Source organism: Pseudomonas paralactis (assembly GCF_001439735.1).
GTDB lineage: Bacteria > Pseudomonadota > Gammaproteobacteria > Pseudomonadales > Pseudomonadaceae > Aquipseudomonas > Aquipseudomonas paralactis.
In genome coordinates this window covers 66,867-80,411 of the sequence record NZ_JYLN01000012.1, presented here as the reverse complement: position 1 = coordinate 80,411, position 13,545 = coordinate 66,867, and the positions used below count along the sequence as shown (strand labels likewise).

Annotated in this window: 12 protein-coding genes and 1 pseudogene; 6 read left to right on the top strand and 7 right to left on the bottom strand. The window is 60.8% G+C overall.

The annotated features are described in order from the left end of the window. Positions 1-370: 370 nt before the first annotated feature. From TX23_RS24095 to TX23_RS24085, 3 genes are all read right to left on the bottom strand, one after another. Positions 371-2,857 carry a TonB-dependent siderophore receptor gene (locus TX23_RS24095; protein ID WP_057704360.1) on the bottom strand — a complete coding sequence of 829 codons (2,487 nt, stop codon included), beginning with the start codon at positions 2,855-2,857 and terminating at the stop codon, positions 371-373. Positions 2,858-2,962: 105 nt separating this feature from the next. Continuing rightward, entirely contained in the window at positions 2,963-3,913 is a 951-nt protein-coding gene (locus tag TX23_RS24090) for a FecR domain-containing protein (RefSeq protein WP_057704359.1), read from the bottom strand. Continuing rightward, on the bottom strand, positions 3,900-4,415 hold the full coding sequence (locus TX23_RS24085; protein ID WP_057704358.1) for a sigma-70 family RNA polymerase sigma factor: 516 nt from the start codon (positions 4,413-4,415) through the stop codon (positions 3,900-3,902). The genes TX23_RS24090 and TX23_RS24085 overlap by 14 nt, the downstream gene beginning before the upstream one ends. A gap of 131 nt (positions 4,416-4,546) precedes the next feature. On the opposite strand from TX23_RS24085, the pseudogene TX23_RS24080 reads away from it, so the two are divergent. Both TX23_RS24080 and TX23_RS24075 read left to right on the top strand, forming a co-directional pair. Further along, a pseudogene (locus tag TX23_RS24080) lies at positions 4,547-4,717 on the top strand (LysE family translocator); the annotation flags it as partial. A gap of 922 nt (positions 4,718-5,639) precedes the next feature. Beyond that, positions 5,640-5,894, top strand: coding sequence for a DUF6124 family protein (locus TX23_RS24075; RefSeq protein ID WP_057704356.1), 255 nt, complete (start codon positions 5,640-5,642; stop codon positions 5,892-5,894). Between the two features lie 183 nt (positions 5,895-6,077). On the opposite strand, the gene inhA is transcribed toward TX23_RS24075, so the two are convergent. After that, positions 6,078-6,758, bottom strand: a complete 681-nt coding sequence (gene inhA / locus TX23_RS24070; RefSeq protein WP_057704355.1) for an isonitrile hydratase — start codon at positions 6,756-6,758, stop codon at positions 6,078-6,080. An 88-nt stretch (positions 6,759-6,846) separates the two neighbouring features. On the opposite strand from inhA, the gene TX23_RS24065 reads away from it, so the two are divergent. Next, on the top strand, positions 6,847-7,815 hold the full coding sequence (locus TX23_RS24065) for a GlxA family transcriptional regulator (protein ID WP_057704354.1): 969 nt from the start codon (positions 6,847-6,849) through the stop codon (positions 7,813-7,815). Here TX23_RS24065 and TX23_RS24060 read toward each other — a convergent pair. From TX23_RS24060 to TX23_RS24050, 3 genes are read right to left on the bottom strand one after another with little or no spacing between them, the layout of a single operon-like run. Continuing rightward, positions 7,801-8,712: an alpha/beta fold hydrolase gene (locus tag TX23_RS24060; RefSeq protein ID WP_057704353.1), complete on the bottom strand. Its 912-nt coding sequence runs from the start codon at positions 8,710-8,712 to the stop codon at positions 7,801-7,803. The two genes, TX23_RS24065 and TX23_RS24060, sit on opposite strands and share 15 nt — an antisense overlap. Next, the gene (locus tag TX23_RS24055; RefSeq protein ID WP_057704352.1) at positions 8,700-10,526 is read right to left on the bottom strand and encodes a glycoside hydrolase family 15 protein; all 1,827 of its coding nucleotides are present in this window, start codon (positions 10,524-10,526) and stop codon (positions 8,700-8,702) included. The genes TX23_RS24060 and TX23_RS24055 overlap by 13 nt, the downstream gene beginning before the upstream one ends. Next, a complete protein-coding gene (locus TX23_RS24050; protein ID WP_057704351.1) occupies positions 10,519-11,319 on the bottom strand; it encodes a glucose 1-dehydrogenase in 801 nt (266 codons plus the stop codon). The genes TX23_RS24055 and TX23_RS24050 overlap by 8 nt, the downstream gene beginning before the upstream one ends. Positions 11,320-11,516: 197 nt before the next feature. On the opposite strand from TX23_RS24050, the gene TX23_RS24045 reads away from it, so the two are divergent. From TX23_RS24045 to TX23_RS24035, 3 genes are all read left to right on the top strand, one after another. Next, complete coding sequence (locus TX23_RS24045) at positions 11,517-11,891, top strand: c-type cytochrome (RefSeq protein ID WP_087149518.1); 375 nt, start codon at positions 11,517-11,519, stop codon at positions 11,889-11,891. A 98-nt stretch (positions 11,892-11,989) separates the two neighbouring features. Continuing rightward, positions 11,990-12,487, top strand: coding sequence for a sigma-70 family RNA polymerase sigma factor (locus tag TX23_RS24040; RefSeq protein ID WP_057704349.1), 498 nt, complete (start codon positions 11,990-11,992; stop codon positions 12,485-12,487). A gap of 26 nt (positions 12,488-12,513) precedes the next feature. Then, positions 12,514-13,464, top strand: coding sequence for a FecR family protein (locus TX23_RS24035; RefSeq protein WP_057704348.1), 951 nt, complete (start codon positions 12,514-12,516; stop codon positions 13,462-13,464). Positions 13,465-13,545: the final 81 nt, after the last annotated feature.

The window sequence follows — 13,545 nt, the reverse complement described above, 5'->3', positions numbered from 1 at the left end:
GCCTGTTCAGACGCAGGAATTTACGGAGTGATGGCTAAATAGTGGCTCTCTTGAGGATCCGTGTCAATGTTTTGGCTTTTTCGCCTTTGCCGTCAATGGCTCTCATAAGGCCCCCATGATATGACGATTAATTGACATGGGAGGGGCGCTTTCAGAAAAATCGAGAATTGATGCTGGCTTTTTGGAGTGTAGGAACAAACGTGCGGATTTGCCTGCCAGCGAAAAAAAGCTTTCTGACGATGGCAGGAGGGGGAAGTTGTAGGAGCGAGATTGCTCGCGAAAAACGTCAACGATAACGCGTGCTTCCTGGATAAACGCGGCGTCTGTGAGTTTTTCGCGAGCAAGCTCGCTCCTACAGGAGGGGCAGTGCCTAGAACTTGCCTTTAAGGCTCAGGGTCAGGTTGCGCGGCTCTCCATAGAGATTACCCCAGCCTGAGGTGCCCACGGTCTGGTAGTAGTTTTTATCGAACAAGTTGTTGCCATTGAGCGCCACGGTCCAGGTGTCATCCACCTGATACGCCAGGCGCGCATTCCACAACGCATACCCGGCCTGTTCCAGTTTGATGGTTTGCAGCCGGTAGTTGCTGCTTTGGGCGTTGACCCCTGCGCCGACTGTCCATTTCGACAGCGCACCGTCCAACTGGTAGTCGCCCCACAAGCGCAGCATATGCCGTGGCACATAGGTGTTGGACACTGCGCCTTCGGCTGCGCTGTCGATGTTCTTCAGGTTCTTGGTTTGCGTGTAGGTATAGCCGCCAAACACTTGCAGGCGTTCAAGCAATTCGCCGCTCAACTCGGCCTCGACCCCTTGGGCGCGCACTTTGCCCGTGTCGGTGTAGCAGTAGCCGTCGGAGGAGCTGCCGCAGCGGGTCTCGAAATCGGTTTGGGCAGCGTTTTTTTCGATGGCGCGAAACAATGCCAGGGAGCTGTTCAGACGCCCGTCAAACCATTCGCCCTTGATGCCCAACTCATAGTTCTCGCCCATTTTCGGCTTCAGGGCCGAACCGCTGACCGTAGCGTAGGAGCTTTGCGGCTGGAAGATATCGGCGTAGCTGGCGTACACCGAGAGGTTGTCATTGAGGTCGTAGATCAGCGCGGCAAACGGCGTGACCACCCCGGTTTCCTTGGTGCGTGCATCCTGGTCGGCCCACTCGCCCCAGGCCAGGTTCAAGGACTCACGGCGGTTTTCATACCAACTGACGCGACTGCCGAGCACCAGCATCAACGGTTCGGCCAGACGCAGACGCAAGGTGGCGTAGGCACCGTATTGGGTGGCGGTTTCCTTGACCGTGCCGCCACGGTACATGTTGGGCCAGAAGGTATCGTCGGCAGGTTCCGGGAAGTGGTGGTTGGGGTTGAAAACGCTTTGGCGCTGGGGCAGGTTGCGGATCGCATAGACATCGTCCTGGGTGCCACGACTGCCGTTGGCACCGAGGATCAGCTCATGTTGCAGGCCAAAGGCTTCAAACTGACCGTCGATGTAGGCATCCAGGCCGTAGTCCTTGTGATCGTAGTCCAGCAAGGCTGCGTAGCTGGTGAGGGTAGGGGCCGGGTTGCCATAGTCCACGGTGCTTTCGCTGGCGGCGTATTTGATGTCTTGCAGGTTACGGCTGTGTACGGCGTTGACTTTGAGTTTCCAGTTGTCATTGAAGTGATGGGTTAGATCGGCGAACAGCGTGGTGCGCTGGCTTTGCCAATCATTCCAGGCCTGTCCCAGGCAGGTGGAGCGGCTCAGGCCGAGGCTTTTGCCGTCGCGGTAGCGGGGCAGGCCGCTCCAGCACGGCGTGGCGTCCACATCTTCGTAGCTGGCGCCGAAGCCCAGGGTGGTGTCAGGGCTGACATCCATGTCCAGTGCCGCATAAAACGCCTGGTCCTGGCGCTTGGCAAGGTCCATGTAGGAGCCGCGATTCTGTTGGCTGACCGATGCACGGCCACGCACTGTGCCGCTGTCATTCAACGGGCCGCCGGTGTCGAGTTCGGCGTGGTAGTTATCCCAGGTGCCTGCCGACAGCCCGAGGCTGGTGGTGGGCGTGGCCTGGGGCCGCTTGCGCACGAAGTTCACTGCGCCGCTGGCGGTGCCGGCGCCCTTGAGCATACCGGCGGCGCCTTTGAGCACCTCCACCCGGTCATAAATCGCCATGTTCGCGCTGAAACTGTCGGCCTGTATGTAGTCCTTGCCGATGTCCAGCGGCACGCCGTCGAACTGGTACTGGCCGAGCATCTTGAAGCCCCGGGAGTAAAAATACTTGCCGCCCATGGGCGACTCGTAGCTGGTGATCCCTGGTGTGCGCTCCAGCAATTGGTCGATGGTGGTGATGTTCTGGTCATCCATCAGCTTGCGGGTCATCACGCTCACCGATTGCGGCGTGCGTCGCAGGCTGTGTTCGCCCTTGCCGATGGTCACCGCGCCAGTGGTGTAGGAGCCGCTGCCTTCGGTGGTGGCGCCCAAACGATCGCCGGTGATGGTGGTGGCGCCCAGGTTCAGCGCCGAGCCGTCTTGCTGCTGGGGTAAGAGCAACCAAGCGTTCTGGCCCTGGCTTTGAGCCTGCAAGCCCTGGCCCTGAAGCAACCGAGTCAGGGCCTGCTGCGGGGCCAGGCTGCCGCTCAGCCCTGGGCTGCTCTTGCCGGCCACGCTACCTGCGTCATACGACAGGCTGATACCGGCCTGCCGCGCAAACTGATCAAGGGCGCCCGCCAAAGGGCCAGGGGCAATATTCCAGGTGCGGGCCTGGCGCTCGCTGCCGGCGTCCTGGGCACTGGCGGTAGACGGCAAGGCGCCGGCCGCTACGCATGCGCCAAGCAGGGTGGCATTGATGGCGTGTCTGAGGGGTGAACGTTTGGAGGGGAACGCTTGCATGACCGCGGGATGCTCCTGAAGGAAGTGGACAACACCGGCCTGTTGATCGGCCTTTCCTTACAGGTCGAATGGCAATGAGAATTCACCTCATTTATTTTCGGCCACTCAAACCCGAGCGGAGACGGTCACCCAGTAGCGGCTGCGGTAGGTCACATTGATCGACAACGATTGCGCCACCAACTTGAGCACCTGATCGGTGTCCTCCAGCTGATAAGTGCCCGAAACCCGCAGCCCGGCAACGGCTTCGCTGCAACGCAGCAAGCCGTTGCGGTAGCGGCTCAGTTCGGCCAGGAAGTCGTCCAGGCGCATATTGTGTGCGCTGATCACGCCGTCGCTCCAGGCCCAGGGATCCAGGCCATGGGTGGGAGAAGGGCGAATGCCGCTACGGTTAAACAGCACCTGTTCGCCCGGGTTGATCAGTTGACGTGCACTGGCGTCATGGCTGCCGGCATACACCGCGACCGTGCCCTGTTGCACCGCCAGCAACGTGCCCTGGGGTTCTTCGCGTACCAGCAAGCGCGTGCCCAGAGTGCGCAGGTAACCATCGCGGGTGTGTACCCAAAACGGGCGGGTGTCGGCGCCGGTATTGACCAGCACTTCACCCTGGAGCAGGTTCACCAGCCGCCGCTCGGTGTTCAGCGTGATATCAATGGCACTGGCGCTGTTAAGCTGGACCTTGCTGCCATCGTTCAACGCCACCCATCGCCGTTCCCCGGTGGCCGTGCGGTAATCGGCCATCAGCGCGGGCAGCGGCGTGTAGTCGCGACCCAGCCAGGTCAGCCCGGCGGCACCGGCAAACAACCCCAGCAACTTCAAGCCTTCACGCCGACTGATACGTTGGCGTGCGCCATTGAGGGCATGGCGACTGACATGCGCCGGCAGTTGGGTGAAGTCATCATTCATTGTCGCCACGCGCTGCCACGCCAGTTCATGAGCGGCGCTGGTGTGCAGCCACTGTTCGAAAGCCGCCGTGCTGGCGTCGTCAGCGGTGTTGAAGCGCAGCTTGATCATCCATTGGATGGCCTGGTCTACCAGGCGCGGATCAGCATTCGGCATAACGCAACCGGTAGCAGGCGTGCAGCGCCTTGGACAGGTCACGCTCCACCGTGGCCTTGGATACGCCCAGGCGCAGGGCGATTTGCGGGCAGGTCAGGCCGTCCAGTTGCGCCAATAGAAACGCCTCCCGCACTCGCGGCTTGAGCTGGTCGAGTAAACGGTCAATGCGTTCCAGGCTGTCGAGGATCAACACCCGGGTTTCTTCGCTCGGCACCTCGACTTGCGCAAAGTGCGCAAGGCTCTCCAGGTAGGCCCGTTCCAGCTCGCGGCGTCGGTATTGGTCGATCATCAGACTGCGTGCAATGCTGCTCAAATAAGCACGCGGCTGCTGCAAGGTTTGTTGCTTGCGCGCGTTGAGCAGGCGCACGAAGGTGTCCTGCGCGAGGTCAGCGGCGCGCTCATGGCAACCCGTGCGCCGGCTCAACCAGCCGCGCAGCCAGGAGTGGTGGGCTTGGTAAAGCTGGCCGATGGCGGCATGGTCCAGTGGGTGATCGCTCGACATGGTCATCCTGGCGCAGCAGGCTTAATTGATAATGTTTCGCATTCTAGACGTTGGTTGTGGCATTCAGCAATCACTGGTTTGCTGCGTCAGTAATGTATCCAGCACAATTTTTTGTAGAGCCTGCAAGCACCGTGCTGACGCTGATCGCGAGTGTGTTTCACGTGTTGCTGGGCATGTTTGGCGGGGTGCTCAGCCGCTTCTTCGCCAAACGCGCCAAAAGCGCCTGGCTGCAGAAGTGGGGGTTGGCGGCGGTGCTGATGGCGTTGGCCGTGCGCTTGGCGGTGATGTCGCGTCCTGCCTGACGACACGCGGGAAGCCAAGCAGGTTTCTGTGTGGTGAGGGAGCTTGCTCCCGTAACGGTCTGCCAGTCGATGCTCATTTACCTGACACCTCACAATCCAATTGTGGGAGCTGGCTTGCCTGCGATGACGGCCTGACAGGCGACACTTATCTACCTGACACCGCCACGATCCAATTGTGGGAGCTGGCTTGCCTGCGATGACGGCCTGACAGGCGACACTTATCTACCTGACACCGCCACGATCCAATTGTGGGAGCTGGCTTGCCTGCGATGGCGGCCTGACAGGCGATGCTTATCTACCTGACACCGCCACGATCCAATTGTGGGAGCTGGCTTGCCTGCGATGGCGGCCTGACAGCCGGCACAGTCATACCGAGAGCATATCCATTCCTGCGGTAACGGCTACTTAGGGTTCCGCCCTGACGGCGGCTCACTTTGCAAAAGCGGCAAAGTAAGCAAAACGCTCTTGCCCCACCACTCGGCACCTCGCCTGGGCTCGGTGTGCCCGTAATCCGCCAGTGATTTGGGGGGCCGCCGCCACGCGCCATCCATGGCGCGGGGCGGCTAAACCGGCATCCCTGCCGGTTTACCCCCCAAATCCCTGTCGAATTCCGGCCAGCGTGGTTTAACGGGGCGCCTAAGATCAAAAGCAGATCAAGATCAAGAGCGGCTCGCTTCGCATCGTGGTTACTGTCGGCTACAACCGAACAGGCCGTTTACCCCCGAAAGAATCAAAAGAAGTTTCGTACAGCAGCCTAGGACTCACCTTGCGTCCAGGCGCTGAAGCCGGTTTTTTCCCACACCCCTTTAAGGTTGCTGCTAGGAATGGTCATCACTAGTCTTGCCCAGTCGCTGCCAATTCAGCGACCGGACGTGAGAAATCCGAATTACTCCAGTAGTCCATTACTCTCAGGAACTACACCATGATCAAAGACAGCCCCAATCTTCCTTCAGATTCAAACCTGCTCTTCACCCTCCGTCCCAACCTCGACACAGAAACCCTGCTGGTCAATGCCTCCCAGGATCTGGACTCCATCAATGCCATTGCGGCGCACCTGGCCTTTGAGGTTGAAGGTTCGCAACGCAGTGTGGTGTTGGGGATTTGCCGGATGGTAGAAGGCGTTCAGTTGCTGGTTGATCGGGTAGTAGAGGGAGGCTGCGAGACGCGAGCGCAGTAATGGTGTTGCCCTCAAGGAGGACTCTTCGTGGGCTTGCCCCGATGCCAGTCATTTAAGATCAGCGCTGTACTGTGGCGAGGGAGCTTGCTCCCGCTGGACCGCGTAGCAGTCCCATTCTTCTGAACCAAGAACGGGGCCGCTTCGCGCCCCAGCGGGAGCAAGCTCCCTCGCCACGATGAACATTCACCCCAACCGCGCAGCTGCCCGCGCAACAATCTCCCCGCGCACTCTGCGTGACTCCACCGTGCGCTTGTTGGCTTCCTCCAGTACATGCCTGGGCGCCGTCTCCGGGCGGCCTGAGTCAAACGGAGGGGCCGGCGCATATTCGATCTGCAACTGCACCAGTTGCGCCGCCGCTTCGCTATACAACTCGGCCGCCAGGGTCAGCGCAAAGTCGATTCCTGCCGTGATGCCTCCGCCGGTAAACAGGTTGCCGTCACGCACCACGCGTTCCTGCACGGGGATGGCGCCGAGCGGCGCGAGCAGGTCGTGGTAAGCCCAGTGGGTGGTGGCCTTGCGACCGCGCAGCAACCCTGCCGCGCCCAATACCAGTGAGCCGGTGCACACCGAGGTCATGTAGCGCACTGTCTGTGCCTGGGCCTTGAGAAAATCCAGGGTTTGCGGGTCTTCCATCAATGGGCCTACACCGGCGCCGCCGGGTACGCAAAGCACATCCAGGTTCGGGCAGTCGGCGTAGGTCATGGTCGGCGTGAATACCAGGCCAGTGCTGGAGGTGATCGGCGCGAGGTCTTTCCACACCAGGTGCAGCTTCACGTCTGGCAGCGAACCGAGGACATCATAGGGGCCGGTAAGGTCCAGTTGCTGGATGCCGGGGAACAACAGAAAGCCGATCTGCAAGGTCATGAATCAAGCTCCGAAAAGGAATGGACGACCTCACTGTAGAAGCCTAGGCTTTGGCGAGTACGCCATTGAGCCCACGAATCACGCCAATATGCCCAGAATTATCCACGTACTCGCCTTTGACAATGCCCAGGTGCTCGATGTGACCGGGCCCCTGCAAGTGTTCGCGTCGGCCAATGACCTGGCGCGCCAGCGTGGCTTGCCGTTGCCCTACACCGCAAGTGTGATTGCAGCGCAGGCTGGGCCGGTGATGACGTCTTCCGGGTTGGCGCTACTGGCCGAGCCGCTGCCAGCGATCGATACACCGTGTGACACGCTGGTAATCGCCGGAGGCTGGGGCGTGTACGGCGCTGCCGACGAGCCGGCGCTGGTGCACTGGGTGCGGGAAAAATCCCGGCACGCCCGGCGCATGGCTTCGGTCTGCACCGGGGCGTTTCTGCTGGCCGCCAGTGGCCTGCTCGACGGCTGCCGCGTGGCCACGCACTGGACGCGTTGTGAAGAACTGGCGCGTAAATATCCGGCGCTGACGGTGGAGTCCAATCCGATTTTCATCCAGCAAGGCGCGGTGTGGACCTCGGCCGGTGTGACTGCCGGGATCGACCTGTGCCTGGCCCTGGTAGAAGAGGACCTGGGACGCGCCTTCGCCCTGGAAGTGGCGCGGCACTTGGTGGTCTTCCTCAAGCGCCCTGGCGGGCAGTCGCAATTCAGCGTGACGTTATCGTTGCAAAAGAGCGACAGCCGCTTTGCCGAATTGCACGCCTGGATCGCCGAAAACCTGACGCTGGACCTTAACATCGCCACCTTGGCGGCCCAGGCCGGTATGAGTGAGCGCAGCTTCGTGCGCCACTATCGCGCCGAGACCGGCCAAACCCCGGCGCGTGCGGTTGAACTGATCCGACTCGAAAGTGCCCGCCGGCAATTGGCAGACGGCACCACTTCGATCAAACGCATTGCTATGCATTGCGGCTTTGGCTGTGAAGAAACATTGCGCCGCAGTTTCCTGCGGACCTTGTCGGTGACGCCTCAGGCATATCGGGAGCGTTTTTCAGCGGTCGAGTAATTCCAGCAGTGCTGCCAGCGTGACATGGGGCGCCTCCTGGAACACATTATGGCCAACACATGGCAGCACTTGCCGTCGATAAAAACCGCGGAAGTGCTCCACATCGTCATCCTCTTGCGAAGGCGGGCCCACGCCATCATCGGCGCCGCACAATGAAATGCTGGGCACCGTTATCGCCGGTGGCTGCACCAATGCCTGCTCAATGGGTTCCAGCGCGGGATCACCCGGTGCATACATGAATCGATGCCGATAGGAGTGAATCACCACCGCGACAAAATCCGGGTTATCAAACGATGGCGCCGTCTTGCCATACAGACTCGGCCCTTCATGCCAGGTCGGCGACCAAAGCCGCCATAGCAACTCACACAGCTCACGTCGGTTGGCGGTCAAACCGTCAACCCCACGCTGGGTGTGAAAGTAATACTGGTACCACAATCGATGCTCGGTTTCCGGCGCCCGAGGCTTGAGGGACTTGGCGATGTCCTGGATGTTGTAACCATCCCCCGTCACCAGGCCGCGCACCCGCTCGGGCCACAGCGCGGCAACAATACACGCCGCGCGCCCACCCCAGTCATACCCGGCGAGAGTGGCTTGCCTGATGGACAGCGCATCCATGAAATCCAGCAGGTCCTTGGCTAACGCCGCTTGCTGGCCGGAGCGCATGATTTGGTCGTTGATAAACCGCGTCGGGCCATACCCGCGCAAATACGGGACCAACACCCGATAGCCTTGCTCGGCCAGCACCGGCGCGATGTCGTCATAGCCGCGAGGGTCATAAGGGAAGCCATGCAGCAGGATCACCGGCTCGCCCGCGATGGGGCCGTGCGTCTCGTAAGCCACGTCTAGCATGGACGTGCGTACATACAACAGCGCGGCCGGGGAGGTCAGGGTTGCCATACAGTCTTCTCCCCGCTGAGTTTGCGGTCCAGGAACGTTGCCGCACTGATCAAGGCCAGATGGCTCAACGCCTGGGGTGTGTTGCCCAAGTGCCGAGCCTGGCTGTCGAACTCTTCGGCGTACAACCCCAGCGGGTTGGCGTAGCGCAGCAGCTGTTCGAATTCCAGATGGGCTTTTTCCACCTGCCCGGCGCGGGCCAGGCATTCGACGTACCAGAACGAGCAGGCGGCGAACGCGCCTTCGGTGCCTTGCAGCCCGTCGATCTGGCTGTCGTCATTGCGGTAGCGGTAGACCATGCCGTCGCGCACCAGGCTTTTCTGGATTGCTTCCAGCGTCGCCAGCCAACGCGGGTCGGTGGCGGCAACGAAGCGCACCAGCGGCATCAACAACATCGAGCCGTCCAGCGCCGTGCTGCCGATATGCTGTACGAAATGCCCGCGCTCTTCGTTCCAGAAGTTGCTCCAGATATCGGCGTAGATTGCCTGACGCGTCTGGTCCCAGCGTGCAAACGGGGCGGGCAGTGAGCGTTTGGAGGCCAGGCGAATGGCACGATCCAGGGCCACCCAGCACATCAGGCGCGAGTGCAGAAAGTGATGCTGCTCGCCGCGCATTTCCCAGATGCCCACGTCTTTGCGGTTCCAGATCTCACACACTTGATCGACCACTTCCACCGTATGTTTCCAGCCTTCGTGGGAAATGGCTTCGCCGTACTTGTTGACCAGGTAAACGGCGTCCATCAGTTCGCCGTAGATATCCAGCTGGATCTGGTCGAACGCTTCATTGCCCACACGCACCGGTTGTGCGCCGCCGTGGCCGCTCAAATGATCGAGGGTGGTTTCCGGCAACTCCTGGCGACCGTCGATGCCATAGAGGATGTTGATCTTGGTGGGCTGGCCGCAGCAGTCGCTGACTCGGCCCTTGAGCCAGCGCATATAGGCGTTGGCTTCCTCGACAAAGCCCAGGCGCATAAACGCGTAGACGGTGAATGAGGCATCGCGGATCCAGGTGTAGCGGTAATCCCAGTTGCGCTCGCCGCCGGGGCTTTCCGGCAGGCCGAAAGTCGCCGCGGCGATGATTGCGCCGTGCTTGCGTGAGGTCAAAAGCTTAAGCGCCAAGGCCGAACGATTGACCATTTCGCGCCAGCGTCCACGGTAATTGGACTGTCCGATCCAGCCGCGCCAGAACGCCAGGGTGCGCTCCAGATAAAGATTGGTGCAGTCGTTGATCACCCGCGGATCGTCCTGGCCGCCGAGCACAAATTCGGCGCCTTCGTCCTGGGCCAGGGTGAAGCGAGTGACGGCCGCATCCGCGTCGAGGGTCAGCGGCTGGCTGCCCACCAGGCGCAGGCCGGGCTGGCCGTCGGCGCGGAACACTACACCGCCATCGTCCGCTGTAGCGTGAGTCTTGGCGCGGGCATAGTCATGGCGCACGGTGCAGCGCAGATGCATAGTTGCCTGGCCACTGACCACGCGCACTCGGCGAATCAGCAGCGGCAAATCGTCAACGTCTTCGCTGACGACCAGCAGATCGGTGATTTCCACCACCGCCTCGTCACTCAGCCAGCGGGTTTGCAGTACGTTGGTGTCAGGCAGGTAGATCTGCTCGCGGCGGGCGTTGGGCAGGTCCGGGGTGAGTTGGAAGGTGCCGGCATCGGGCGTGTCGAGCAGCGCGCAGAAGATCGACGGGCTGTCGAATTCCGGCCAACAGAAAAAGTCGATGCTGCCCCGGTCATTTACCAGTGCGGCACTGCGCATGTCGCCGATGATGCCATGGGCATCGATGGCGCTCTGGGGCTCTTTCTTCAAATCAACCATTGCCGCGAAACTCCGGATAAAGGCTCATGCCGCCATCAATGAACAGCGTACTGCCGACCACATAATCAGAAGCATCACTGGCCAACCACACCACCGCATTGGCCACATCTTCCACATCACCGACGCGGCCATAAGGAATCAATTTAAGCAGCTCTTTTTCCGCCGCGCCTTCAGTGGCGGCGCGGTTGATCGCCGTACGAATCGCTCCCGGCGCAATGCCATTGATGCGGATGCGTTGCTCGCTGACTTCCTGGGCGAGAGTGCGCATCAGCATCTCCACGCCACCCTTGGACGCCGCATAGTTCACATGCCCGGCCCAAGGGATGACTTGATGCACCGAACTCATATGGATGATTTTGCCGGCGGCCCGTGACACGCCCTCACGCACCCCCTGACGATTGAAGATACGCACCGCCGCGCGGGCGCAGAGGAACTGCCCGGTGAGGTTGACACCGATCACGGTGTTCCAGTCCTCAAGGGTCATGTCGACCAGGTTGGCGTCTTTTTGCAGCCCGGAGTTGGCTACCAGAATATCCAGGCTGCCAAAGGCATCGAGGGTCTGAGCGAACAGGCGCTCGACGTCGGCCTCCTTGGACACATCGCCGCCGATGGCAAGCGCTCGGCCGCCGTTGGCATTGATCTGCGCCGCAAGGGCCTCGGCGGGTGCCGCCTGGGAGTTGTAGTTAAGCACCACCGCCGCGCCAGCGTCGGCCAGCGCTTTAGCCGCGCCCGCACCAATGCCGGAACTGGCACCGGTGACCAGGGCCACTTGTTGCTGCAAGGAAATCCGCATCGCCCACCCACTGTGTTTATGAGAGTCCTTTCAGCTGACTGGCGGCGGGGAGTGGAAGTTCATCGCATGGCTTGTACGCCCAGGCCGGGGCCGTTGGCGTAGCGCCGGGGCGCAAGGCGCAGGTTTATCGTAATATGCTGAAAACAAAAGATAAGGGATGGAGCAAAGGAATGCGCATGTCGACAGGCACCCCAACAATGAAACCCTTAGTCATAGGCTTAACAGTTGTTTTATCACTGCTTCAAGTGTCATTGGCCGTAGCGGAAAACAGCAATGGCAAAACGCTCTATCTCCAACGGTGCGCTGTGTGCCATGGACCGGATATAAAGGCCAGCGGGCCATTGGCTAAAAAAAGCAATCCGCCCACGCCTGACCTTACTACCGCCGCATTCAAGCAGCGGCTGCATGATTATCCTGGGGTGATCGTCTCGTCGATCATACTTCGCCCAAATGGCAACCTGATTCCAAAGACCTTGAAGGACAACGGTGTAAAAATAGCGCCGCACGCGTGGAGCGTTCAGGATTTTCGCGATCTGCATCAATACATGAGCAGCGTGATTTCAAAAAGTTGAGGGTTTTGAATGCGGCGGGCGTACCGCTGATGTACAGCAATTGCTCCGCTTAATAGGAAGCATTACTATTCACGCCCCGCCTCCTCAGTGCCTTCGCGATGATTCCTCAGCCGCCCCGCAGAACAGGCTTTTTCGAGCACTACGAAGAGTTGATCGGAACCTGGACCCGCCGCTTGAGGAACCGTCAACAAGCCGAGGATCTGACCCACGATACTTTTGTGCGAGTGCTTGAGTCCCACGCCAGCGAGGTTGCGCAACCACGCGCCTACCTGCATCAAACCGCCCGCAATATCGCGGTGGACGGCTACCGCCGCGACGAACGCCGCGAGGCGTTGACGTTGCAGGCCGTGGATCAGGCGCCCCATAACGGCGACCCGGAGCATTACATGCACGCGATTCAGTTGGCCGACTCCATCGAGCGGGCCCTGGCCGAGTTGCCGCTCAACTGCCGCAAGATTTTTATCTGGCAGAAAATCGAGGGGCTCACCCAGCAGGAAATCGCCGCGCGCCTGGGGCTGTCTAAAAACATGGTGGAAAAGTATATGATCCGCACCCTGCGGCATCTGCGTGACCGCCTGGATGCAATGGCGCCATGACCCGCTTAGGAACAGGATCTTCCCCGATGGATAAGCGTGCCCGTGACGAGGCGGCGCAATGGTTTGTGCGCCTGCAAGACGGCCCGTTGAATGCCGAAGAGCGTCAACGTTTCGACGCCTGGCGTGCCGAGCAGCCCGAACACCAATATGAATTCGATGTGCTGCAAGGGCTGTGGAGCGCCACGGATCTGCTTTCCCAACCCCGTTTGCAGGCCCTGTGCGACGCGCCGGCTGAGCGCCCCAGGCGTGCTGCGGTGTTGCGCTATGCGGTAGCGGCCAGTGTGGTTGCCATTGCGGTGGGCCTGGGTTTGGTCAGCGGGCTGGGCCAGCCAAAGCCCTACAGCGCCGAGTTCAGTACCCGAGTGGGCGAGCAGCGCCAGGTGGCTCTGCCCGACGGTTCTGTGATGGACCTCAACAGCCGCAGCGTGGTTGCGGTTCACTACGAAAAAGGCCGGCGAGGCATTGAACTCAAGCAGGGCGAGGCGATGTTCAGCGTCGAGCACGACGCCAGTCGCCCCTTTGTGGTCGCCGCCGGCGCAGGGCAGGTGACGGTCACCGGCACGCGCTTCGATGTGCGGCGCGATGATGAGCAGACCCGCGTGGTGGTCGAAGCCGGCACGGTCAAGGTGCAGGGGCAGGCATCGACCCAAATCGTGACGCTCACCGCCGGCCGGGGCACTCACGTCGATACTCAGGGCCAGGTGGCCGCAGCCTACGCGGTGAACCCTGAAGAACTGACGGCATGGCGCACCGGTAAACTGGTGTTCAACAACGCCACCCTGGCCGAGGTGGCGCGGGAAGTATCGCGTTACCGCGAGCAACCGTTGCGCGTCAGCACGCCAGCGGTGGGTAACCTGCGCCTGACCAGCGTGTTCAACGCCAACGACACCGACGCTTTGCTCAAAGCCCTGCCGCATATCCTGCCGGTTGCCTTGCGCGCCTTGCCGGACGGTACTCAGGAAATTATTTCACGCTGACATTCAGGTTTTTTTCGAGTTGTTCGTCTTCTCCTGCAACTGCAACTGGTTTGCATTAACGGCCGCACACTCTTGCGATCA

Coding starts and splice junctions, on each gene's coding strand:
- TX23_RS24095 (WP_057704360.1), bottom strand. CDS start 2,857: ATGCAAGCGTTCCCCTCCAAACGTTCACCCCTCAGACACGCCATCAAT.
- TX23_RS24090 (WP_057704359.1), bottom strand. CDS start 3,913: ATGCCGAATGCTGATCCGCGCCTGGTAGACCAGGCCATCCAATGGATG.
- TX23_RS24085 (WP_057704358.1), bottom strand. CDS start 4,415: ATGTCGAGCGATCACCCACTGGACCATGCCGCCATCGGCCAGCTTTAC.
- TX23_RS24075 (WP_057704356.1), top strand. CDS start 5,640: ATGATCAAAGACAGCCCCAATCTTCCTTCAGATTCAAACCTGCTCTTC.
- inhA (WP_057704355.1), bottom strand. CDS start 6,758: ATGACCTTGCAGATCGGCTTTCTGTTGTTCCCCGGCATCCAGCAACTG.
- TX23_RS24065 (WP_057704354.1), top strand. CDS start 6,847: ATGCCCAGAATTATCCACGTACTCGCCTTTGACAATGCCCAGGTGCTC.
- TX23_RS24060 (WP_057704353.1), bottom strand. CDS start 8,712: ATGGCAACCCTGACCTCCCCGGCCGCGCTGTTGTATGTACGCACGTCC.
- TX23_RS24055 (WP_057704352.1), bottom strand. CDS start 10,526: ATGGTTGATTTGAAGAAAGAGCCCCAGAGCGCCATCGATGCCCATGGC.
- TX23_RS24050 (WP_057704351.1), bottom strand. CDS start 11,319: ATGCGGATTTCCTTGCAGCAACAAGTGGCCCTGGTCACCGGTGCCAGT.
- TX23_RS24045 (WP_087149518.1), top strand. CDS start 11,517: ATGAAACCCTTAGTCATAGGCTTAACAGTTGTTTTATCACTGCTTCAA.
- TX23_RS24040 (WP_057704349.1), top strand. CDS start 11,990: ATGATTCCTCAGCCGCCCCGCAGAACAGGCTTTTTCGAGCACTACGAA.
- TX23_RS24035 (WP_057704348.1), top strand. CDS start 12,514: ATGGATAAGCGTGCCCGTGACGAGGCGGCGCAATGGTTTGTGCGCCTG.